General features: G+C 34.3%; 20 protein-coding genes and 2 pseudogenes. 5 read left to right on the forward strand and 17 right to left on the reverse strand.

Going from position 1 to position 23,463, the window contains the following annotated elements; all coding sequences use genetic code 11:
- From B9T66_RS08905 to B9T66_RS07975, 5 genes are all read left to right on the forward strand, one after another.
- Positions 1–558: cytidylyltransferase domain-containing protein (locus B9T66_RS08905; RefSeq protein WP_095628445.1), on the forward strand; the 558-nt coding region annotated here is incomplete at its 5' end.
- A complete protein-coding gene (locus B9T66_RS07965) occupies positions 555–2,180 on the forward strand; it encodes an aldolase catalytic domain-containing protein (protein WP_095628446.1) in 1,626 nt (541 codons plus the stop codon). The genes B9T66_RS08905 and B9T66_RS07965, both read left to right, overlap by 4 nt.
- A gap of 63 nt (positions 2,181–2,243) precedes the next feature.
- Positions 2,244–2,696, forward strand: a complete 453-nt coding sequence (locus B9T66_RS09235) for a hypothetical protein (RefSeq protein WP_257874664.1) — start codon at positions 2,244–2,246, stop codon at positions 2,694–2,696.
- On the forward strand, positions 2,693–3,133 hold the full coding sequence (locus B9T66_RS09240) for a class I SAM-dependent methyltransferase (RefSeq protein ID WP_257874665.1): 441 nt from the start codon (positions 2,693–2,695) through the stop codon (positions 3,131–3,133). Before B9T66_RS09235 ends, B9T66_RS09240 begins: the two co-directional genes overlap by 4 nt.
- A gap of 42 nt (positions 3,134–3,175) precedes the next feature.
- Entirely contained in the window at positions 3,176–4,042 is an 867-nt protein-coding gene (locus B9T66_RS07975) for a TylF/MycF/NovP-related O-methyltransferase (RefSeq protein ID WP_095628447.1), read from the forward strand.
- On the opposite strand, the gene B9T66_RS07980 is transcribed toward B9T66_RS07975, so the two are convergent.
- From B9T66_RS07980 to B9T66_RS08060, 17 genes and pseudogenes are all read right to left on the reverse strand, one after another.
- A complete protein-coding gene (locus B9T66_RS07980; protein ID WP_095628448.1) occupies positions 4,043–4,741 on the reverse strand; it encodes a hypothetical protein in 699 nt (232 codons plus the stop codon).
- Positions 4,734–5,666, reverse strand: coding sequence for a 4-hydroxythreonine-4-phosphate dehydrogenase (gene pdxA / locus B9T66_RS07985; RefSeq protein ID WP_095628449.1), 933 nt, complete (start codon positions 5,664–5,666; stop codon positions 4,734–4,736). Before pdxA ends, B9T66_RS07980 begins: the two co-directional genes overlap by 8 nt.
- Positions 5,667–5,674: 8 nt before the next feature.
- Positions 5,675–6,460 (reverse strand): pyridoxine 5'-phosphate synthase, encoded by a 786-nt coding sequence (locus tag B9T66_RS07990; protein WP_095628450.1) that lies wholly within the window; start codon positions 6,458–6,460, stop codon positions 5,675–5,677.
- A gap of 4 nt (positions 6,461–6,464) precedes the next feature.
- Positions 6,465–6,932 carry an acetolactate synthase small subunit gene (gene ilvN, locus B9T66_RS07995; RefSeq protein ID WP_095628451.1) on the reverse strand — a complete coding sequence of 156 codons (468 nt, stop codon included), beginning with the start codon at positions 6,930–6,932 and terminating at the stop codon, positions 6,465–6,467.
- Positions 6,932–8,644 carry an acetolactate synthase large subunit gene (locus B9T66_RS08000; RefSeq protein ID WP_095628452.1) on the reverse strand — a complete coding sequence of 571 codons (1,713 nt, stop codon included), beginning with the start codon at positions 8,642–8,644 and terminating at the stop codon, positions 6,932–6,934. The genes ilvN and B9T66_RS08000 overlap by 1 nt, the downstream gene beginning before the upstream one ends.
- A gap of 97 nt (positions 8,645–8,741) precedes the next feature.
- Positions 8,742–9,593: a YopX family protein gene (locus B9T66_RS08005; RefSeq protein ID WP_095628453.1), complete on the reverse strand. Its 852-nt coding sequence runs from the start codon at positions 9,591–9,593 to the stop codon at positions 8,742–8,744.
- 208 nt (positions 9,594–9,801) lie between these two features.
- A complete protein-coding gene (locus B9T66_RS08010; RefSeq protein ID WP_095628454.1) occupies positions 9,802–10,455 on the reverse strand; it encodes an RBBP9/YdeN family alpha/beta hydrolase in 654 nt (217 codons plus the stop codon).
- 72 nt (positions 10,456–10,527) lie between these two features.
- Positions 10,528–13,410, reverse strand: coding sequence for a DEAD/DEAH box helicase family protein (locus tag B9T66_RS08015; protein WP_095628455.1), 2,883 nt, complete (start codon positions 13,408–13,410; stop codon positions 10,528–10,530).
- A pseudogene (locus B9T66_RS08020) lies at positions 13,410–14,403 on the reverse strand (virulence RhuM family protein). Before B9T66_RS08020 ends, B9T66_RS08015 begins: the two are co-directional and overlap by 1 nt.
- An 11-nt stretch (positions 14,404–14,414) precedes the next feature.
- Entirely contained in the window at positions 14,415–15,158 is a 744-nt protein-coding gene (locus B9T66_RS08025; protein WP_095628456.1) for an SMODS domain-containing nucleotidyltransferase, read from the reverse strand.
- Entirely contained in the window at positions 15,155–15,667 is a 513-nt protein-coding gene (locus B9T66_RS08030; protein WP_095628457.1) for an SLATT domain-containing protein, read from the reverse strand. Before B9T66_RS08030 ends, B9T66_RS08025 begins: the two co-directional genes overlap by 4 nt.
- Positions 15,668–18,272 (reverse strand): annotated as a pseudogene (locus B9T66_RS08035) (site-specific DNA-methyltransferase).
- A gap of 80 nt (positions 18,273–18,352) precedes the next feature.
- Positions 18,353–19,792, reverse strand: coding sequence for a saccharopine dehydrogenase family protein (locus B9T66_RS08040; RefSeq protein ID WP_095628458.1), 1,440 nt, complete (start codon positions 19,790–19,792; stop codon positions 18,353–18,355).
- Positions 19,793–19,909: 117 nt separating this feature from the next.
- Complete coding sequence (locus tag B9T66_RS08045) at positions 19,910–21,001, reverse strand: FAD-dependent oxidoreductase (RefSeq protein WP_095628459.1); 1,092 nt, start codon at positions 20,999–21,001, stop codon at positions 19,910–19,912.
- 3 nt (positions 21,002–21,004) lie between these two features.
- Entirely contained in the window at positions 21,005–21,844 is an 840-nt protein-coding gene (locus B9T66_RS08050) for a Gfo/Idh/MocA family protein (protein WP_095628460.1), read from the reverse strand.
- Positions 21,841–22,578, reverse strand: a complete 738-nt coding sequence (locus B9T66_RS08055) for a glycosyltransferase (protein ID WP_180763375.1) — start codon at positions 22,576–22,578, stop codon at positions 21,841–21,843. The genes B9T66_RS08050 and B9T66_RS08055 overlap by 4 nt, the downstream gene beginning before the upstream one ends.
- Positions 22,575–23,312, reverse strand: a complete 738-nt coding sequence (locus B9T66_RS08060; RefSeq protein WP_095628461.1) for a glycosyl transferase — start codon at positions 23,310–23,312, stop codon at positions 22,575–22,577. Before B9T66_RS08060 ends, B9T66_RS08055 begins: the two co-directional genes overlap by 4 nt.
- Positions 23,313–23,463 lie beyond the last annotated feature (151 nt).

Genomic DNA, 23,463 nt, shown 5'->3' on the forward strand with positions numbered 1-23,463 from the left:
CAAAGAACACTTTTGCAGATTCCAGATATTTCTCAGGTATATGTATATTGTAGCAATGAAGCCATAAAGCCTTATTTGCTTGAAGATGTTCAATTTTTGCAAAGACCAAGTAGATTAGACACTCCTCAAAGTTTATGTGGGGATATAATCAATGCATTTATGAATGTCGTTAAAGCTGACATATATGTCTTAGCACATGCTACTGCTCCTTTTGTAAGCGTGCATACCTATATGAAGTGTATACAAGCTGTTAAATCTGGGGTATTTGATTCTGCTTTTGGGGCTAGAAAATACCAAAATTTTGTGTGGTATCATAATAAACCCCTAAATTTCTCCCTCGACACAGCATTACGCACCCAAGATATGTCGCATGTATATCATGAAGTTTCTTCACCCTATGTTTTTACAAGACATACCTTTGAGACATATCATGGGCGGACAGGGGCAAATCCCTATATTTGCGAATGTGACGAAATTGAGAGCATAGACATCGACTATCCACGAGATTTTGAAATTGCAGATGCTGTATATCGAAATATCATTAAGGGTAAATTATGAGACATGCAAGGATTCTAGATTGTACCTTGAGAGATGGGGCGTATCTTGTTGATAAGGCTTTTGGAGAAAATACACAACGAGGAATTATCAAAGGGCTTATTGAAGCTGGAATCGATATTGTGGAGCTCGGTTTTTTACAAAATGAGGGATTTGGTGAAGGTAAAAGCGTATTTAAAACACCAAAGGAAGCAGCTAAATATATTCCTAAAGATACCACACATACAGAATTTGCTCTAATGGCTGATTTTAGTAGATACGATTTTAAAAACCTTCAAGATTATGATCCTACGCATAGGATACAAAACATTAGGCTTTGCTTTTTTAAGCACGAAAGACTTGAAAGTTTGAAGTTGATTGAAGCAATCAAGCAAAAGGGTTACAAAATTTTTATCCAGCCGGTTGATATTCTAGGTTATAGTGATATAGAAATACTTGAACTTATAGAAATTATTAACAAGTCGATACCATATGCCCTTAGTATCGTGGATACTTTTGGCTCCATGTATATTGAAGATTTACATAGAATTTGGGCACTTATAAACCATAATTTACACCAAGATATACAAATAGGCTTTCATTCACATAATAATCTACAGCTCTCTAGTGCACTTTCTCAAGAATTTATACGCATGAGTCAAAATAAACGCAATGTCATTATTGATTCTACGCTAAATGGTATGGGTCGTGGTGCGGGTAATACATGCACAGAACTTATAGCGTTGTATATGAATCAAAAATTTTCTTATGGTTATAAGTTAGATAGAATTCTAGATTCTATTGATATTTACATTGATCCCCTAAAAAAACAATGCACTTGGGGGTATAATATACCTTACTATATCGCCGGTATGTGTAGTGCTCACACAAATAATATTACCTATCTTTTGAAAAAAAACAATATAGCTTCAAAGGACTTAATGGCTATTTTGGATGAAATAGATTCACAAAAAAGAAAACGCTATGACTATGATTTACTAGAGTCTACATATTTAAAGCATATTACACAAAACAATATCGATGATCATCTCGCTTTTGATACCTTAAAAAATCACTTAAATTGCAAGAATATTTTAATTCTAGCACCTGGGAAATCACTTTTTACCCATAAACAAAAGATATATAGTTTTATGCAAAATACTAAAGATTTAGTGGTAATAAGTGTCAATTTCTGTCATCAAGATTTTAAAAGTGATTTTATATTTTTAAGCAATATAAAGCGTTATGAATTTTGGCAAAATGATAAAAAATTTGTCTGTATACCAAAAATTCTTCTCTCAAATATTACTCATGATGATTCAGAAAATAGCTATATATTGAATCTCAATAGGGCAATCAAAAAAGGATGGGAAAATTTGGATAATTCTATGATCTTGTTGTTAAGAATCCTCGATAGTTTTACATTGAAATCCATAAATATAGCTGGATTTGATGGCTACAATCCTTTTGAAGAGAACTATTTTGATCAGGAATTAGAGAGAAATTTAACATTAGGTGAAATTGAGTGTATTAACACACAAATAGTTTCTATGCTAGAAGAATATCTTGAAACTAGAACTAATGACACTAAAATTAACTTTCTTACAGAATCTAGATTCGCGACAGGTGTATCAAAGTTGAAATGAGAACAATAAGTGATAAAACATTACTAAAGTTAATTGTTGAAAATAAAATCCAAGGAGGCAAGAATGCAATGTTATCTATGTGGAAGTGAGCATCACTTGAAGAGAGAAGGAAAGGTTCGAGAAGATGATAGTATCAATATATTAGAGTGCAAAGAGTGTGGTTTAGTGTTCTTAGACAAGCAGAACACGGGAGATATATTTTATGAACAAAATAATATGATTGATGAAAAATTTTTTGAAATTACAAAACGAGATGGAGAAAGTTTTGATGCAAAAATGCGTGAATTTTACATACACAACGCTGTTTTTGTAGAAAAGCGTTTTGAATTAATTAAGCAATCACTGGTAGGTAAAAAACTTTTAGACTTTGGTAGCGGTAGAGCCCAATTTCTTCTGAAAGCAAGAGAGATCGCAAATGAAGTTGCAGGGGTCGAAATAGAGTCACGTGTGCAACACATCTATCAAGAAAACAATATTTTGTTATTTAATCATTTAGATGAAATAGGGGGGGGGTGAAATATGATATTATAACAGCCTTTCACGTGATGGAACATTTGCAAGATCCTGTTGCAATTTTAAAACAACTTGCTACATTTCTTAAAAACGATGGCAAAATAATCGTTGAAGTGCCAAATGGCAATGAGGCACTCGTGAGTATTTTCAAAAATAAAGCATATTCTGAATTTATATATACCAATGTCCATTTGTATTGTTTTACGCCACATACTTTGAGAATGTTGGGCCAAAAATCAGGATTAAAAGTAGAATTTGTGAAATGTATACAGCGTTATCCGTTTTCTAATCATCTTTATTGGTTGGCTCACAACACACCAAATGGGCACAAGCATTGGGGGAGCTTCATCGATAACCCTATGTTACAAAATGCATATGAGCAAACTCTGGCATCACTAGGCGCTACAGATACCTTGATTGCACAATTTAGTTTATATTGATATTATTCGTAACTTATTTATATTCATGTAAGGAGCTAGAAAATGAAAAAAGCGGTGATTTGGGGTGCAGGGCAAGTTGGAATTCAAACAATGTGGCATGTTACCATGGATTATGAATTAATAGGATTTATTGATAGCGATGTAAGAAGACAGACCTCGGGGGGGGGGGAACCTATAAGCTATAATAATCGATTCTATGAAGTCTATCCACCAGATATATTAAAGGAATTAGAATTCGATCGAGTGTTTATTGCAAATATGAATGATCAAACCCAAGAGATTATTAGAAGTCTAGAAAGCCTTCAGATTCCTAGTCAAAAAATTGATACTGGTGGTTTTGGGAAAGTGTGCAAATTTTCTCGATTAAATTTCATCAAAACCTTATCCATACAATTCCAAGAAAATAATATAAGTGGTGCTGTCGCAGAGTTTGGTGTTTGGAGAGGTGAAACTGCAAGATATATTAACGAATATTTTAAAGCAGATGAGTTTTATTTACTTGATACTTTTGAAGGATTTAATGAAAAAGATATTAGCAAGGAGATTGGTATTTCTCAACAATCAAAAACTACTGATTTTAGTGATACTTCACTAGAATTTGTAAAAAACAAAATGCCATATTTACAAAAGTGTCACTTTGTAAAAGGATATTTTCCAGAAAGTGCGACATATATTCCTAAAGATGAAAAATTTAAGTTTGTAAATATCGATGTGGATTTGTATCAACCGATTTTAGAGGGATTGAGATATTTTTATCCTAGACTTGTAACAGATGGTGTCATTTTGATTCATGATTATTTTCACCCTTATTATGTAGGGGCTAAAAGAGCTGTAGATGAGTTTGCTAGAGAGATGAAAGTGAGAGTTCTACCGATAGGCGATGCTTTTAGTGTCATGATACAAAAGTAATCAATTCTTGTGGCTATAGCTTCGCACAAAGTTTTCAAAATCCTCGCGTATGTCTATGTTGCCATAGTAGCGGATTTGTGCAGGAGTTAGCATATCCGCTGGCAATACCTCAATAATCCCTCGCAAGCCATCATTGCGCCGATAGGATTCTAAACGCAAGAGTGCGCTAAAGGTTTCGCCAATGAGATGTAAGTCTTGCTTATTTTGTGGGTGGAGATTTGGTAAATCAAAGGTTTGGGCAAACTTGCAATCAAGGTTAAAAAGATAGTATTTGATTGTCGTATAGGAATTTTTGGCTATAAAGGTATCATCGATATTTAGCCCAAACAAAAATTCCTTATCCTCACCAAAATGCACAGATTCTTGGAATTGCGTGAAGTTTTTTGTTTCGGTATGTTTTTGCTCAAGGTTTAAAATCATATGGAGCAATTCATCAATTTGTGTGCCAAAGTTTTTTGCATTAGCTTCTATTTGTGCTATGAGCGTGTCTTTTTGCTTAATCGTCTGCAAAAGTGTGGTATTTCTAGATTCTAATTCTTGAATGTAATTACTTAGCGAGGCGAGTTCTGTATCTTTTTGCGCGATATTTTGTGTCAATGTCTCGATAGTTTTTTGGAGATTTTCACATTCTGTGCGTAGAGTGTGAATCTCATTTTTTTGTTGTTGGGTAATTTGGGCAGTGAAGTCAAACTTATCCATTGTGTCCTACTAAATATTTACAGGCGTTTATGTAGCTTTGTAGATGTATTTCTTGGAATCTATAGGCTTTGTCATATGCCACTCCGTGATCCACAGAAGCACGCAATATAGGGAGATTTAGCGTTACATTGATACTTTGATCAAAATAAAGGGCTTTGAGTGGCGCTAAGCCCACATCGTGATACATACTTACATAATATTTGAATCTAGCGCGATTGTATGGGCTAAAGGCTGAATCTGGGGGCAGGGGACCGATAAAAAGCGTTTTGTTAAGTGCTTGGTTGGCTTGTGTGATAGCTTGTGTGATAAGTGTATCTTCATTGCCCATAATACCCCCATCGCCACAATGAGGATTTAACCCCAACACGGCGCATTCTTGCATATTAGGCAAGGAGTTTGCAAGGTTTAACAAAAATGTTTTTAGCGTCTGTGTGTTTATCAAATCACTAACTTTTCTTAGCGCGACATGATCACTAAAGAGTGCAACAAACATTTCTTTACATCCTAGCATCATAATGCCCTCACTTCCATATCGGGCTTTAAGTGCGTCTGTATGCCCTATGTAGTGGATTCCTGCTTGTTTCCAAGCGAGTTTGTGGATAGGGAGAGTAAGCACGGCTTGGCATTCTTTGCTATCTACCAAATCACACGCATGAGAAAAGCTCTCATAACTATAAGCACCGCTGATTGGATCGAGTGCTCCGGCTGTAATGGTGGGGAGATTTTGTATTTGTGGCGCGTGTAGGGAGCTTTTGGGTATGGGGTTAGACATTTTGAGGAGGTTTGTGGCTTGGGTAAGAATCTCATCATGCACACAATATATCGGTGTAGCATATTGACTGATGAGTGTGTGCGCTCGGAGCGCGATTTCTAGCCCTATGCCATTTACATCACCGATACTTATTGCAATTCTTTTCTTTTGCATGGCTTACCTTATGGCGATGTGCAGAGTTTTAGTATATCGCTTATAGCGCGCTCCAACCCTACAAAAACCGCGCGTGCAATAATAGAATGCCCAATATTTAGCTCACTAATATCTTTTATGGCGATGATTGGTGCGAGATTGTGGTAATTTAGCCCATGCCCTGCAAAGCATTCTAGCCCTATATCACGCGCGTATTTGGCGCTTGTAGCTAGGAGAGAGAGTTCAGAATCTAAAAGATGTTGCAATTCTTTTGTGGGTAGTGCAAATTCTTGCAAACTATGGTGTGTTTTTGGGAGATTGGTGGTTTGCATAAGGTGGAGATTGGCGTATTTGCCAGTGTGGAGCTCTACGCAATGCGCACCCAAGTCTTTGGCTAACGCGATATTATCGATATGTGGATCGATAAAAAGTGCGGTATCAATGTCGTGTTTGGTATATTGTGCAAGTGTTTTGGCGATAGTATCGCTATGTGTGTGGAGGTCTAATCCTCCCTCTGTTGTGATTTCTTGGCGTTTTTCTGGGACTAGTGTGATACGATGAGGCTTGATGGCACACAAAAACTCGGTGATACCCTCATCAAGCGCACATTCGACATTGACAGGTAGTGGAGATTGGGCGATGATAGAGCGCACATCGGTATCGTGTATATGGCGTCTATCTTCGCGCAAATGGATTGTGATTTGATGTGCTCCTGCATTTTTTGCGATAAATACGGCTTCTAGTGGGTTTGGATCATTGATCGCACGCGCTTCTCGCAAGGTTGCAATATGATCGATATTAACGCCAAGTCGCATTTTTTTAACGCTCTATGGCGACTACGCCACTACGAATGATTTCTTTTGGTTTGTATTGTTCTAATGCACACAAAAAGCTATCAATCCGCGTTGGCTCATCTGTTGCGGTGATAATGATGTGCTTTTGTGTCGCATCAGCAATAAGCCCATTATATGATTCACAAAGAGCCTTTATGTCCGCAAGTGGTTGTTTGATAGGAAGTTTGACAAGCACCATTTCTTTTTGCAAAAGCGTATCACTTTCTACCACGCTTAGGACAGGTATAAGCTTATGGAGTTGCTTTACAATTTGTTCAAAAACTTTGGCATTACCTTTTGTGGTGATTGTGATATGTGATAGATCGGTGTTTGGGAGTGGTGCAACACACAAAGATTCTATGTTATATCCTCTTCCTGCAAAAAGCCCAGATATACGAGCCAACACGCTGTGTTCATTGATAACTGTTACACAAATTGTTCGTTTAGATTCCATTATTTAGCCTTTTTAAACAATATCATTTCGTTGAGCGCCCCACCTGCTGGCACCATAGGTAATACATCTTCAAATCTATCTATCAATACTTCCAAAAAGCACACTTTTTGTGAATCTATGCATTGCTGCAAGGCTTTTGGGAAGTCTTTTTTGTCCTTGACAACTACGCCATAACCACCAAAAGATTCTATGAGTTTTACAAAATCTGGTTGCAAACTCAAATCAGTATGTGAGAATCTATTGTCATAAAAGAATGTTTGCCATTGGCGCACCATACCTAAATAATTGTTATTGAGGATAATATTTATAACAGGTATATCGACTTCTACGCATGTCATAAGCTCTTGGATATTCATCAAAATACTGCCATCGCCACTAATATTGATAATATATTTTGGTGAGAGGTTTTTTTCGAGTATTGCACAATACGCACCCATAGCCGCAGGTAACCCATAACCCATAGTGCCAAGTCCGCCACTTGTAAGGAATTGTCGCGGAAAGCTAAATGGGTAAAATTGCGCTGCCCACATCTGGTGCTGTCCTACATCGGTGGTTAGGATTACTTTTTCTCCCAAGAGTTTCCCTAATTGTTGGATAATCCATTGAGGCTTAATGACTTCATCACTATCTTCATAGATAAGGGGGTTTTCCCTCGCACACAAAGAAAGCTTTTCTTTCCACGCTTCAATTTTGGCAGTGTCATATGAATCTAGCGTAGCTATGCATTCTTCTAAGACATTTTTTACATCACCCACTATTGGAAAATCCACATCTACAAGTTTGCCAATGGAGCTAGGATCTATATCGATATGCGCGATTTTAGCATGTTTGGCAAAAGCACTAAGTTTTCCTGTCACGCGATCATCAAATCGCACACCAATACCGATTAATAAATCGCATTCACTCATCGCTATATTTGCTGCATATGTTCCGTGCATGCCAACCATACCAAGCAAGAATGGATTATCATCGCCTAAGCTACCTCTTGCCATAAGTGTTTCTACCGCTGGAATCTGTGTTTTATTGACAAGTGTGCGCACAAGGCTACTTGCATTGCTTAGGATCGCACCACCACCGATATAAAATAATGGTCTTTTTGCATTATGGATAGCTTGGATAAGCTTGGTTATTTGCCGAGAGTTGCCCTTTGTTGTTGGTTTGTATGTGCGTAACGAGATTGTTTCTGGATACTCAAACTCTCCCAAAGTCCCACTAATATCTTTTGGTATATCAATAAGCACTGGTCCTGGACGCCCTGTGCGCGCAATATAAAATGCTTCTTTTAAGATTCTAGGAAGTTCTTTGATGTCTTTGACAAGGTAATTATGTTTTGTGCAAGGACGAGAAATACCAACAGCATCGATTTCTTGGAATGCGTCTGTGCCAATTTGTGTGATAGGGACTTGCCCACTTATCACCACAAGAGGAATAGAATCCATATACGCTGTGGCGATACCTGTAATAGCGTTGGTAAAGCCTGGACCACTTGTGATGATTGCTACGCCTACATCGCCGCTAGCACGAGCATAGCCATCAGCAGCATGGACAGCAGCTTGTTCGTGTCGTGTGAGTATATGGCGAAGATAGGTTTGTTTATAAATTTCATCATAGATATGCAAAACCGCGCCGCCCGGATAGCCAAAAATTACTTTTACGCCTTCTATTGCTAAGGCTTCTATTAGCATTTGTGAGCCTGTAAGTCTTTTGCTCATAGTGTTAATCCCTTGTGAATTTGTAATGTGCCTAGATTATAGCAAAGATAGAGTAAATTTTTACCATGAGTATAAGTGAGTTGGGAGTTTAAGAGATTTATTGTGTTTCTTGTATCTTTTTTTCCCAAAAATCTATCATTTCATCTATGTTTTGCATGACTTTTGCCTCGTCCATACCAAACTTTGATGATAATGAGAATCCAAAGACAACAAAAGCATCAGCTTTCTCTGGTTCAAACCCACATTCATCGCTTAAAATATCAGATTTGTAGCCAAACTCTGCATATGTGATAGGAATGCTTACTTCAAAATCAAAGGCTTCATAGGTATAGAGTTGTGATCTATTTTCGCTCATATCAAAAAAGCTACTTTCTGGTTCGTTTAAAAAACCATCGACATTGACTTGAGAGGGTTTGTCTTTGAAAGCAGGAAAAAGTTTAAAAAACATTTCTTTATCAAAGAGGACATAGCCATTGAGCCATTGTTTTTTGTCGTTTGTAACAAGTGTGATGACACTTGTATAGCCTCTGTGCGTGAAAATCTGTGTTGTGGCACGATATGCATTATTTCTTATATTGCCTATGACTTCTAGCGTATTTGGGTCAATGTCCTTTAATGTGTCTTGATATTGACATAGTGCGTTGATTTTATCGCCAAATTCGGCTTTGCAGAGAGTCTCACCCCATTCACACACAAGATAAAATCCCTTTGTGTCGCTATGTTTTACTACAAGTGGTTTTTTAAAGCCCTGTAGATTCACAATATCACTCTCGTATATATCAACCCCATTTTTATCCTGCACACCGCTTGTAGATTCTATAATGTCGATAGGATAGATTCCTGCGTATGTATCGTGTGTGAGAGATTTGCTTTGTGCGTCAAAATGTGTCTTTGGATCATCGCTATAAAAATAGCTTAAAAATTTGCTGCTAAAATATCGCTCTTTCATAGCCTGCCTTTCTCTAAATATTGCCTAAAATTGCTAAAGCTTAAGAATTTGGGGCAAAAGGTATTTTCAAAAAATATCTTTGGAAACTTAATCTTAAGAATCTAAGTTAGGATAGCACAAAAATATTTATACAATTATTTATCCATAGCACACTTTGCAAGCAATATTTGTCCTCTATCCATAGCAAATACAAATGCCTTTATATCCATTATCGTTTAGATTCTGCACTGAAATTTTGAAAAACTTCTATCACGAGTGGTAAGTCTGTGTAGCCTTCAGATTCCATAAAATGACCGCCTTTTTGCGTTTGGATAAAATCTGCGTCTAAAGATCTGGCAACTCTGTAGCTTAAATCAGTAGGCACAATTGCATCATCTTTGGCAGAAATCACTACACGATTTTTAATCACATTTTTTAGGATTTGGTAGTTTGGCTTTTTGTCCGTGAAACTTCTAAAAATAGGCAATTTTTTTAACTCTTCATCAAAAGGAGAAACCAAAACCACGCCACCGACTTGAAAGTCTTTATCTTGTGATTTAAATGTTTCACTTAAAAAATGCAAAGTTGCTATGCCACCTAGTGAATGCGTGATAAAATAAGTATCTCGATCAATCTTTTGAATCTCTTTTTGCATAGCACCAAGCCATTCTTTTAACACAGGTTTATCTGCATTAGGCAGATTTAAGATATTGACTTTATATCCCTCTTTGCTTAGTTTTTGTGCGACAGCATGAAACCACCCATAATTGCTAGTGCTTTTATAGCCGTGGATAATATAAACATCTTTGGCAAAGACATTCACAGATAATGCAATCAAAAAAACTAATAAAATACTAAATTGCTTTGATATAACTCGCAACATTATAAACTCCTTTTGTTTTTTTAATTTTTGTTTTATACAAATACAGAATCAATAAATCAGTATTATCTTATTCTATTCACAAATTTCTTTCATTATATCTTCAATACTAGGTTTCTTATAACTTTCATAGTCTCTAAATTCAGAATTCGTTTTATTGTAGTAGTATAGATATACTTTAATTTCCTTATTTTTATAAGAGAATTTTTGATTCACATACACAGATTCAAAGCCTTTGATTTTATCTATCGGGTTTGTTTCTCGACTAAGTCCTTTTGGATCTATAAAAACAATCTTGTATTCTTGTGTCGCTTTATCTCTAAACCAAAAAATAAAATCCGGATAAAATTTTCGATTGCTTTGTGCCTGACTATCAAAATATGGGATGTAGATATCATCTATATTCTCTACAATCTTGCTAAAGCACCACTCATATTTTTCTAGCTTTTTTGAATCTGTTTGTAAAAAATCCTCTAAATCTTTTAAAAATTCCCTTTCACTCTTTTGGCTAATAGCAAAATTGATTTCTGTATTTTTATCATCTTTATTAGAGACAATTAATGGATTATAATAATGCTCTTTTAGCTCTGCACTGATTGCGTAGTCTTTAATATTGCATTTTTTTGCATTGCTTTTTAGGTTTTTTGCAAATTCATCTATATTTATTTTTCCACTTTCAAAATCAGCTTTTAATTCTTCCTCACTCTTTGTATTAAGTATATTTTTTATAATCTCACTTATCTCATTTGCGAAGTCTTGCCCCAAAGTCGTTTGAAATTTTTGATAATGATTGATTTCATCACTCAAATCTACAAATTCTTGTAATTCTCTGTTTGTTGCATGCAAGATTCTATCAATGCGACTAATTGTTGTGTTTTTATCAAATTTTTGCATATCCCCATTACTAGATTGAATCCTTGTGCTGTTGTTGTGCAAAAATTTTTGTATTTCTTGCAATGTTTCATAGCTACATTCTTTATGAATGACACATTTACTAAGCACCAAAACATCTTCATCAAAACTTTCTATATATGCTCTTAGATGTGTTGCTTCTGTTTTGTCGATCCTGTAGTTTTTATCTTTAGATTGTGTTTCTTTGTATTTTGGTGTAGGGAGTGGGCTTAAGATATTTGTCTTTTTAAAGCCTTTTATAGGATATTGAGTGATAAAGCTTTCAATTTTTCCTAAAATAAATTTAATCGCTTCAGTATCACTTGCTAAAACAAATAAAGTTTCTATACCACAAGATAAAGGAGACAAAGCTTCTTTTGTCGCGTATTCTAATTGGTTATATTGCATTCTTTTTCGCACATGAGCAAAAGGCTCAATTCTCACGCCTCTGCCTATAGTTTGTAAAACATATTTGTTGGCATTTTTGCTACCAATATTAATAAAATAGATGAGATTCACACGATTGCTATCCCAACCTTCACTAAAGACTTTGCTTCCAAGCATAATATTAATACTTGAATCTGTATCGTTGATACCTCTAAAGTAACTCTTTTGCAAATCTTTAAAGCTCTCTACACCAAGCTCTAATAAATGCTCTTTTTCCCACTTTTTGGTTTCACCAATATTTAAGAGCATAAAAGGCTCATTGGCATTTTTACTCTTAAAGGCTAGTTCTTTATCATTTGCTCTAAGGCATTCCAAGCTTGAAGGCTCACTTGCGTGAAAGATATATTTTCTCACACTTTTAGAATCTATATTTTTTACGCATTCTTTAAATTCATCACTTAAAGTATTTTTTGCAAAATAGAGTTCTTGATATTGTAGTTTCTCATAGAGATTGTTTGCGATTTCTTGTATATCTCTATCTTCTTTAAGTATTTGCAATATAGCTTCAAAATAGAGCTTTATTCCTGCATCTTGTGTATTTACTTTATCTGATACGGCAATGATTAGGGGGTTGTGGTATTTTATATCCGCGACACCAAGACTTTTGGCTTTTTCTAATAGTTTTTCTTTGCTTTGCTTAATGGCACTAAAAAGTATAAATCCTTCTATGATTCTTGTTATTCTCTCATTTTCACCATTTTCGTTGCCAAAAGATTTGAGATTAGAATCTAGCAGGGCGATATTTTTGCCATAACCATCACGATTAAATTTTTCTAGATTGTAGTTAAATGCACAGGTTAAAAAATCAATCTCATCACTAAAAGTTGCAGAAAAATTAAAAATAAATCCCTTAGAAAATCCTTCATAGTCTTTTTGTTTTTCCCCACAAGCTAGTTCATTAATATAGGATTTTCTTATAGAATCTTTGCTATCCCCTTTGTGTGCTTCATCAAGCAAAATATACCAGCCACAATCATTGCAATAATTTTTGTAATCCAGTCTTTTTGCGTTTTTATCTTTTCCCACATTTTCTTTGCAATCTAGCAAATCGCTTCTAGCAATAAATACGATAGTTTCTTCCAATAAACTTGTATTATCCGCACTCTCATATTCTTTTAGCTCCCTCACACTTAGGGAATCCCCATTGTAATTATTGTATTTTGTGATATTGTGTTTAAATTGTTTTAAAATCGTATCATTTGGAGCTAAAAGCATGATAGGCTTATTTGGAATACTTCCTTCTCGCATAGCTTTACCCAAAAGCGAGAGGAGTTTTATCATCACGATAGTTTTGCCACTACCTGTTGCCATCCAAAAAGATGCACGATTAATTTCTGATTCTTTTAGTCTAAAATCTTTATATTTTTCTTGATAGATTCTATAAAGCTTTGCCCCTCTATTTTGTCTATATTCAGAATCTTTGTAGCACATATAACAATCAAGTGCAATCAGTGCATTTTGCACACTTGCAATTTGATACTCTTGCAAACTCATATCTGCGCTAAAGCTTTGTAAATCATAGCGTTCATATATTCCTTTATGTTGCATTCTCTTATCATTGCATATCTCACTTAAGAGCAAATGTTGTTTTATGTCTGCTGTTTGCTTTGCCTTTGCCATTACCTTTCCTTTAGGGCTTTATAGGTTTCTTCTAGATTCTTTTCATCTTCTAGATCAGCTTTTATGCGTGCTTCCTCTTTTCTTTTTTCATTAAAAATTTCATATTGTTTATAGACAATTTTTTGCATTGCTTTTTTTTGCAATAGATCCATTATCTTTTAAAATTTCCTTACCTTGAAAGCTAAGCAAAGCATCTACATTTTCCCTCCAAAAATCCATAGTCAGAGTTTTATTATCCTTTACTCTAAGTTCTGCTGATTCTAAAAAAACATTTACTAAGCGATTTAAGCTATCAAGCTCATCTTTGCTCAAATAATTTTTAGCAATAAGAATATCCCCTTTTCTTACTACACTTCCCTTCCAGCTAGTAAGCCCCATATTTGGATTACTAGAATCTGCTCTTTTGGCTATGATTTCAGCCGCAGTTTGTTTGGTAACCGCATATAAAAGCTTATTTTGCGTATTTGCAAAAAACATTTGCGTAGCTTTATCGCTAGAGTCATAATCCACACACAAAGCAAACAAATCTTTTAGCTTTTGATAAAATCTTTTTTCACTCGCTCTTATATCTCTGATTTGCTCTAAAAGCTCATCGAAATAATCTGTTCTTCCATTTGGATTTTTAAGCCTATCACTATCTATTAAAAAGCCTTTTTGTAAATAGTTTTTTAAATGCTCATTAGCCCAGATTCTAAACTGCACACCCCTTTTACTTCTGACACGAAAGCCAATGGCTAAAATCATCTCTAAGGAATAAAATTTTACATTGTATTGTTTGTTATCACTTGCAGTTATTCGGAAAATCCGAACAACTGAATCCTCTTGTAATTCCCCATCTTTTAAGATATTTGTTATATGCTCACTTATACTAGATTTTGAGGTGTCAAAAAGCTTTGCTAAACTTTCTTGATTTAAATACACACTATCACCAAGCTCATAAAGCTCGACTTTAATCTTTTTATCTTGCGTGGTGTAGAGGATGATGTTATTCATGACAAATAAGCTTATTCAAATAAATTTTGTATACAATTTTCATTGTCGCTATATTTTACCATTTGTGCAGAATCTTTTAATTTTTGTATTTTGTTTTGTTTATTTTCTGATAAGTTCCAATTAATAGGCAATAACTCACAAAAGCGATAAAAATGATCACTCAAATTTCCGTAAAAGCAATTATTAACAATCCACTTTTCCAACTCATAGGCTTCATAAATATATCCTTGTTTTGCATTCCATATTTTAACTATTCTAACTAGTCTTCTTAAGGTTTGGTTATTTGCCAACGCTCCGTCTAAATCATTTGGATTGGTATTCATCCAATCACGATATGTATTCTTACATGGGATTTGATAACCACTCATATAGTGATTTATTGCTGGGACTAATTCAAATTTAATATGATTTAATTCTAAAACAGCAGTTGGATAGTCTCTATAAATCTCTGATTGAGGATATCTTGACTTCATAAAATCTTTTAATTTATTAATATAAGCTTCAGGCTTATATGATTGATAACCATTTGTTTTAAAAACAACCATAATATCAATATCTGAATTATCATCAAATTTTCTAGATATAAGCGTTTTTCTGTTATAGGAACCAAAAAGAAATGCGCTCTCTATTTCCTTCCTAAAATAACTTTCCAATCTTTCTTTAATAGCCCTTATCGAAGACTGGATTTTTGTTTTTTCATTATCCCTCACAATCGCTTTTTCTGCTAAATTATTCAAATACGAATTTACGCTCATTTTTGCTCCTTATCTACTTGGTATTGTGTATTTTTATCAATTTCAATTTGCTTTTTTGCGTTTTTATACCCATATTCACCAATTGGTAGGGAATACCCATTCATATCATTTCTTTTGGAATCTAACTTTTTTATCACCCGCATTTGCATTTCTATTTCCATTGCCTTAGATTCTATTTCCAAAAATACTCTTGTTTTATTTCTAAGAGCCAAAAACCCATTGCCACTATTATAATGTGAAATATATTTTTCTTGAGGGTTTAAAAAAACAAGTAACATTGTAACAATACCAGAGCTTATTGCTACAATCCCGCTCCAAAATTTATCTAAATCACTATACACAAGAACTAAACTAAAACAAACAGAAATTATAGAGGCAAACATCAAAACATAATTCCAATATCTCCAACATTTTGCACTATCAAAATGCCCTTTTGATGAATATTCACAATCTTCTATTATTCTTTTTACTTCTTTTTGTATATCTTTAATTATTTCTTGATTCTCCATTTACTTCTCCCACCAAATAAGATTTCTTAGTTTTGGGTATTTGATTAAGTCGATAGTTTCTAGATTCACAATATCATCATTTTCAAACTTGCAAGATTGTATGCCATTTTCATCAAGAAAAATATTTTTAATTTTAAGCCCTAAAAGATTTGACATTGTAGTAAAAATATCAAAGCTTTTATTATATTTGCTCATATCAAGGCAGATTTTCTCTCCTTTTTTAAGCCCTTTGATGAGTTTGCGGGATTTTCTATAATCAATTAAATGCGTTGTCTTGTCGCAAATTTTAAAGGAGTCTGCGTTGTCGGTTCGGTCATTTGCGTCTAGCAAACTCCCTTCGCCTCCGCCTTGACAACCTTCAAAATTCATCGATAATACTTCCGCATTATCACTACTTAATATATATTCACAATTTTCCAAACTCTCTTCATAACTTTCAAGCTCATAGTATCTAAAAGCCCCGCCACCTTTAAACTCTACTTCTTTACTAATCCCACTTGCAAAACCGCTGATAACTTTTTTTATTCGCGGAATTACCACTTGATAAAAATGCTCTCCCATTTCTACACCAAGCCATTTACGCCCTAATTTATGAGCTGTAGCTAAGGTCGTGCCACTACCTGCAAAAAAGTCTAAAACAACAGAATCTTGATTGCTACCTATATCACAAATTCTTTTTAAAAGTTTTTCGGGTTTTGGAGTGTCAAAAATTTTATTTTCAAAATATTGTTTTATTTCACTTGTGGCATCAGCATTTAGCACAAAATCATACCAAATAGAAGAAGGCACAAGGTTAGATGCTACATCAATGTAATGCTTATAATACACTTTATTGTTGTTTTTGAAAATAATTTCACTTCTTTCAAGTCTTGAATAAAAGGTATTTTCTGACATTTTCCATTGATGTTCACTGCCTTTTAGTATTTTTCCATTAGGTAATTTAATATCATAATGTAATCCAGGACTATCTCGTAAAGAAGTATCATTTAGTGGTTTTTCAAGATAATATCCCAATCCATCTTGTTTGTACTTAGAAATATCTGGTCTTCCGATTCCATAGGTTTCAAGGCAATCTATGTTTTTCGCATATATATTTATATATTCTTGTTCAGTTGCTATATGATTAGAATCATTGCCTCCACCTGCTCGTTTTCTCCAAACAATATTCGCCACAAAATTTTCTTCTCCAAACATTTCATCACATAGAATCTTAAGCCTTGCTTGTTCATTATCATCAATACTTATAAAAATACTTCCGCTATTTTTTAGAAATTCTTTTGCTAGATCTAGGCGATTATTCATCATCGTAAGCCATGAGCTATGGTTAAATTTATCTGTATAGACAAAGCCATCACCCCCTGTATTATAAGGCGGATCAATATAGATTAAATCAATCTTGTCTTGATATTTTGGCATGAGAGAATTTAGGGCTTGAAAATTATCACTTTTGATTAGCTCTCCATGTAAAATCTCATCCAAATTATCAAATGCACCCAAAAGCTTATAATAATTCTCTTGGTTTAAAAACTTTGTATCAAGAGGCAAAAATTTATATTTCTCATCATTGATATTTTTGATTTCAAAATGCTCATCTATGAGTTTTAGCTCTTGCCATTCTTTGATTTGCTGTTTAAAGCCTGTGTCTTGAAAGAGAGATTCTAGTATTTGCTCTGAATCTCTAGCGTGATTAGAGATAGTATCAAGACTAAAGACATAATGCACATTTTTAGCAAACTTTGGCTTACACCAAATTGCTTTTAGCTCATCTTCAAAATCTGCGATAAAGTCAATGATTTTAAAGGCTATTTTTTTTGAGTTGATTTAGCTCATCAATCTTTTCTTTACTCCAATCTGTAATATCATCTACTACATATTTAAACATCCATAGATTAAACTGCTCTTGTAGAAAGGCTCTTGCGTTTTTGTGGATAAAAAAGTCGATTTCATTTTGCTTTTTGTAAGCGTATAGAATCTTTTTTATTTCTTCTTCTTGTAGCCGTATTTGCTTGTCTTTTAGGGCTTTGATAAATTCATCGCTTAAATCACTACTATTTTGCTTAAAGACATTGGGGAGATCTTGCAGCTCTTCTTTGTTGTTTAGCACATAGATTCTAATCTCTTCATCTATTTTAAACTTAAAAATAGCCTTATTTTTGGCATTATCACTATTTGGGGCAAAGTAACTTGTATCAAAGATAAAGGTATAGTTAGAATCTTCGCTCTTAATCTCGGCATTATGATAGATGACATCAGATTTGACATAATAGAGATTTTGTGTTTTATAAAAAAGGCTTGTATCTTTAGAATTAGTATACACTCTAGCGTAAATGTTTTTATGCAAGGGCGTATCATAGAAAAATGGCGTGCCTGTTTCATTGAGATAGCTTCCAAAAAAATTATAAAGTTTATTATAAATAGGATATTTTACTTCCTCTTTTTCTAGTTTTTCTTTGATGGTTTTAAAGTATTGCGATTTTATTTTGAGTAGATTGATAAAGCCACTTTTTTGTATCTTATCTGTATTAAATAGGTTTTGAGTATCTTCTATTTGCACTCCAAGATACATAGATTCTAATTGTGAAAAAAAGGCTTGTTTGTAATCCATGGCTTTCCCTTAAAAATGTTGTCCCTAAATGTTGGATTCTATTATAAAAAATCTTGACTAAATTTAAAGAATGGGTATCTTTACTTTCTCCCATCCTCTAGTATTTTTCTCTCGCCTTTAGAATCTATCTCGCACACGACATAAGGAAGTCCTTGTTTGTTTAGCTCTGCCATAAAGGGATCGGGGTCGTTTTGCTCCATATTCCACACACCGCTACCATTATTAGAATCTACTCCCTGATTTTCCCCACCTTTTGGCATATCGCTATTATCTGCGTTATTTGGTATTTTTGCCACTCCTATGCCCCATTTACCCTCGACAATCAGCTTAGCCCCAATCATTGCTGGCACACCTGTAGTATAGCTCACGCCTTGGGCATTGACTTCTTTATAACACGCCTCGTGATCGCAAATATTATAGATATAAATTGTTCGCTCTTTGCCATCTTTTATACCTTTGATGTAGCAACCGATGTGCGTTTGCCCTTTGGTGCGAGGCGCTAGAGAGGCTGGATCTGGTAGCAGTGTCTTTAGCACTTGTATTGGCACGATTTTTTGCCCATTATGCTCTATTTCATCGACACGCAAAAGCCCTACATTTTCTAGGCATTTCATATGTGTGAGATACGATTCTCCAAATGTCATAAAAAACCTAATCCGCTTTAGCCCTTTGATATTGCGCACAAGCGATTCTAGCTCCTCGTGATAGAGTAGATAGCTATTTTTTACGCCCACTTCTGGATATTCCCATTCTTTCATCAAATCAAGCGGCGCTATATCTTGCCATTGTCCGCCAAAGTAATCTTCATTTTTTAAATCTTGTGTATTTGCCTCTAGGCTAAAATGCTTTTCTTCTCGCTCAAACTTGCGATAAATGGTGTCTTTTTTTAGGTCTGTGTTTTTAGATAAATCGTTGTCCTTGCTCCAAAATCTTGCTTTAGAACTAACTTCGCGCAAATTAATTTCAGGATTAAAGTTTGTCGCAAACGCATAGCCGTGATCCCCTGCGTTGCAATCAAGTATATCTATGCTGTAAATCTCATCAAAATAATGTTTTTGCGCATATGCACAAAAGACATTCGTAACACCCGGATCAAATCCACTTCCCAAAAGCCCAAAAATCCCTGCTTCTTTGTAGCGTGTATCGTATGCCCATTGTTCTTTATACTCAAAATGCGCAGAATCTGGGTGCTCATAGTTTGCGGTATCTAAATAATGCGTTTTTGTCCTTAGACACGCTTCCATAATGCTCAAATCTTGATAGGGCAAAGCGACATTTACCACGAGCTTTGGCTTGTATTTTTCTATCAAAGCCACCATAGATTCGACACTATCAGCATCGACGCAATCTATCTCAATCTCGCCCAAGCCTTTTTGCTTGATAGAATCTGCTATCACTTTGCATTTATCTAGTGTGCGAGACGCCAAGATAATGCGTGAAAAAACCTCTCTATTCATCGCCATTTTGTGTGCTACCACGCCACCTACGCCACCTGCACCGATTTGTAAAACACAAGCCATAAAATCTCCTAAAGTCTAAAATCCAAATTTCAATAATAGCAAAAAAGCTAACAATCTGTGAATAGAAATTAGTCGGAGAAATTGTAAAAGATTAAAATATGAGGTTAGAAATATGTTCTATAAAAAAATATTTTCTTGTATGTATTGTAAAACATCATAAATATTATCGATTTTACCACCTAAAATATTATAGAAGTTTTTTATTCCATAGTCTTTTGTAAAAATTATAGGTCTTCCATCATCTTGTTCATTTTTTATACTTACAACTTTTGCTTCAAATATGGAGTCTTTATAGATACATTCGTTTAAAGCTGGCATATAGCGTATGGCATCATGTATCATATATGGGAAATGTGAATTCTTTTTATATAGGGCAAGATTTTCATAGGTATTGAAATGTTTTTGTGTATTTGTAAAACTCATATGTGGTGTGTAGCGCACATGACTTAATGTATATAAGTTTCTTGTGGGGAAGGGCATAAATGAGAAAAATGCTCCATCCATTACCGTTACGCTTATGTTATGTAGTATTTTTGGAAGCTCAATAAGTGCCATTTCAGTGATTTCAGTTTTAAGATCAAGTGGTGGCAATTCAGAATTTAAAAGCAGATCATTTAGCCCTGCATATGTGCAATTAAACACCTTATGTGCATAGATTTTTGTATTGTTTGATAATCCAACTTCTATTCCTATTTTAGTGTCTTTAATATAGTGTGCTTTTGTGTTTATGGCAATTTCACAATGTGCTTTTTTAAGTCTAGACAATAAAATATCGCGCAAGATATCACTATTAAATGCATATTCTTTTACGCTAAATACCTCGGAAATGAGGTTTTGATCAAACAATGCTTTTATGTGTGGAGGTGCGACATCGATAGGAGCATTCATGTTTTTGAAAATATGATAAAACTGGTTTGCACTACATTTAGAGCCAATGCGTGCTAATGCATAGTATTTTTCAAAATCACTCTTTATGGCTTCGTGAAAATCATTGCAAAAGCATTGAAAGTTTTTTAATGAACTAAAGGCTGTAAGTAAGCTTCTAGGATAATGATAGCCACCATGCACGCGTGCTTGATTGTTGAGACTAGCTCTTTTAAGTAAGTCCCCTTCTTGTTCTATGATTAAAATATTCTTGTAGTGTTGGTGGAGGTAAAGGGCAATATTGCAACCATAAAATCCACCACCAATAATAATACAATCATACATTTTTTATACCGCAATTCGCATGTCACAACAAAGCTGTAAAACTTTGTGACAAATTTTTATGTGTTCTTCATATGAACTATTATCAGATAATACTTCGTAAAAAAACTCGAGTGTTTTGGCAATATTGTGTTGTTCATCAAAATGCACATGACTAGACTTTTTGTTTTCAAAAATTTTAAGTGTAGGATTTGCTTGCATATCAAAAAATATAGACATATCACTTAAGGATATCTGTAATGTTCTAGCTTTTTTATCGTGAACAAGAGAACAAAAAAGTGTAATTTCACAATCTTTTTGCGTATCATCTTTACCCAAAAGCACAGCTTGTAGTTGGTGCATATCTGTGTAAGAAAATTTTTTTACGCGTATATCTGAAAAGATTTTGCAAAATACGCTAAGCCAATGCACCCCAAGCACTTCTAGAACATTCTCATCTTTATAGAATCTACCATATTGTGTGATGATGGCTTGTATAGATTCTATGCGTTTATTTTTGAGTGCCTCAATGATATACAAAATGGAATTAGAACACAAATATATATAGTCTGTATAGATTTTAAGATTGTGTTTTTGTGCATGATCCTGCAATATATGAAATTGCTCTAAGGTTTTGCATGTGGGTTTTTCCACAAAAACATGTAGCCCTTTTTTGATACACATTAAAGCAAGATCAAAATGTGAGTAAAGAGGTGTCGCAATAAATGCTACTTGAGTATAAGGCGGAATCTGAGAGATATCAAAATCACTCCCATATACACCCACTAAGTTAAAGTGTGTATTTTTTTGGATGTAGAGTTTTAAAAGTTCCCCCCATCCACCTTTGCCGATGAGTATGGCATTCATAATTGACCTTTGATTTTTTTAAGCCAGAGAGTGAGAATGTGTTTTAGATATGTAAGACTTAAACGCAATATTTTTACCTTAGAGTTTTTATCATCATGCCAAATAACAGGAATTTCATAAATAGGTATACCCATATATTGTGCTACTATAAGCATTTGTGCACAATAAAACCATCCATCATCTTTGTAACATTTAGTGGATATATTTTCTGCATAGGCATGTTGATAAAACTTAAAACCACACATTGCATCACTAAATTTAGTACTTAAAAAAACTTTTAATAGAATATTTAGGCCTCTTGAGCTAATTTCCCTTTTTAGACTTCTATTATAGACTCTAGAATGCTTAAGCAACCTTGATCCCACTACAATGTTTTTGTTATTTAAGAGTTGGGTATAGACTTCTTGTAAATGTTCTAGGTTTGTAGATAAATCGATATCCATATAGCCTATGAATTCACAAGGTTCGTGTCTGCTAGAATTTTTTGCTATACATTCTGATAATGCCCTACCTACACCCTTTTGTTCAATACGCACATATTCTATATACTTATTTTGGTCGCATAAAGATCTAGCAATTGCAGGGGTGTCATCAGTTGATCCATTGTCGGCAATAGTGATAAGATATGGTATTTTATGAGATTCTAAAAAAGCACAAACTTGCTCGACATTATCCTTTAAACATGCTTGTTCATTAAGCACTGGTAAAACGATGTTTAGGATTTGATTTTTCATGTTTTCCTCACATTCAATTCTTTTAGATCTAAAGTTAGTGAACTTTTTTCATCAATGATGTCATAAAGATTGTGTTTCTTAAAATTGAGTAAAACACTACGTATATATTCACTTATGATGCATAAAATTAAAAATAAGCAAAAATTCATACCCACCATGTATAAGGAAGTTGATGTCCAGCCACCTTCTATATCTGATTTCAATAAAAAGGATAATAAAATATACACCCCATAAATGAGGTTGAAGAAAGCTACAGAAATCGATAATATAGATGCTACACGCAATAACCTATGTGAACTTTGAAAAATAATGTCAATACCCAAATTTAAACCATACAAAAAGCTTTTATTTGATTTTTTAAGTGGAGTAAATGTGTATTCATATTTTGAAAAATTGTAATCAAATTGCACGAGAGATAGGAGCTTTATGCTTTCATCTTGATTGAGTAGATAGTGTATGGCTTTACGATTAAATACACAAAATTCACTATATGAATGTTTGATAGACATTGGGCTACATACAGAAATGAGTTTGTAAAAAGCATATGAAAGAAATTTATCGACAATACCTTGGTGCTTTGTAGTTCTAGAGCCAATAATTACATCATAAAAACAAGCTTGTGCAAGCATAGCCTGACAATCCTGTATTGAATGTTGTTCTAAATCTACAAAGAGTATATAATCTCCTATACAATTTTGTAAAAAAATCAAATATTTTATCTCTTCACTAAGCATTCTCGCAGAGATAATTCTTAGATTGCTAAGCGCAAACTTATCTACAGAATCTAAACTGCTACTTCCTATGGGACAATCAGATTCGTTCGGGGGGGGGGGTAGATAGTGTTATATTGTTGCCTAAGTGAGAATGTGATGAAATGTGATTGTG

Source organism: Helicobacter sp. TUL (genome assembly GCF_002287135.1).
Lineage (GTDB): Bacteria > Campylobacterota > Campylobacteria > Campylobacterales > Helicobacteraceae > Helicobacter_F.

Coding starts and splice junctions, on each gene's coding strand:
- B9T66_RS07965 (WP_095628446.1), top strand. CDS start 555: ATGAGACATGCAAGGATTCTAGATTGTACCTTGAGAGATGGGGCGTAT.
- B9T66_RS09235 (WP_257874664.1), top strand. CDS start 2,244: ATGCAATGTTATCTATGTGGAAGTGAGCATCACTTGAAGAGAGAAGGA.
- B9T66_RS07975 (WP_095628447.1), top strand. CDS start 3,176: ATGAAAAAAGCGGTGATTTGGGGTGCAGGGCAAGTTGGAATTCAAACA.
- B9T66_RS07980 (WP_095628448.1), bottom strand. CDS start 4,741: ATGGATAAGTTTGACTTCACTGCCCAAATTACCCAACAACAAAAAAAT.
- pdxA (WP_095628449.1), bottom strand. CDS start 5,666: ATGCAAAAGAAAAGAATTGCAATAAGTATCGGTGATGTAAATGGCATA.
- B9T66_RS07990 (WP_095628450.1), bottom strand. CDS start 6,460: ATGCGACTTGGCGTTAATATCGATCATATTGCAACCTTGCGAGAAGCG.
- ilvN (WP_095628451.1), bottom strand. CDS start 6,932: ATGGAATCTAAACGAACAATTTGTGTAACAGTTATCAATGAACACAGC.
- B9T66_RS08000 (WP_095628452.1), bottom strand. CDS start 8,644: ATGAGCAAAAGACTTACAGGCTCACAAATGCTAATAGAAGCCTTAGCA.
- B9T66_RS08005 (WP_095628453.1), bottom strand. CDS start 9,593: ATGAAAGAGCGATATTTTAGCAGCAAATTTTTAAGCTATTTTTATAGC.
- B9T66_RS08010 (WP_095628454.1), bottom strand. CDS start 10,455: ATGTTGCGAGTTATATCAAAGCAATTTAGTATTTTATTAGTTTTTTTG.
- B9T66_RS08015 (WP_095628455.1), bottom strand. CDS start 13,410: ATGGCAAAGGCAAAGCAAACAGCAGACATAAAACAACATTTGCTCTTA.
- B9T66_RS08025 (WP_095628456.1), bottom strand. CDS start 15,158: ATGAGCGTAAATTCGTATTTGAATAATTTAGCAGAAAAAGCGATTGTG.
- B9T66_RS08030 (WP_095628457.1), bottom strand. CDS start 15,667: ATGGAGAATCAAGAAATAATTAAAGATATACAAAAAGAAGTAAAAAGA.
- B9T66_RS08040 (WP_095628458.1), bottom strand. CDS start 19,792: ATGGCTTGTGTTTTACAAATCGGTGCAGGTGGCGTAGGTGGCGTGGTA.
- B9T66_RS08045 (WP_095628459.1), bottom strand. CDS start 21,001: ATGTATGATTGTATTATTATTGGTGGTGGATTTTATGGTTGCAATATT.
- B9T66_RS08050 (WP_095628460.1), bottom strand. CDS start 21,844: ATGAATGCCATACTCATCGGCAAAGGTGGATGGGGGGAACTTTTAAAA.
- B9T66_RS08055 (WP_180763375.1), bottom strand. CDS start 22,578: ATGAAAAATCAAATCCTAAACATCGTTTTACCAGTGCTTAATGAACAA.
- B9T66_RS08060 (WP_095628461.1), bottom strand. CDS start 23,312: ATGCTTAGTGAAGAGATAAAATATTTGATTTTTTTACAAAATTGTATA.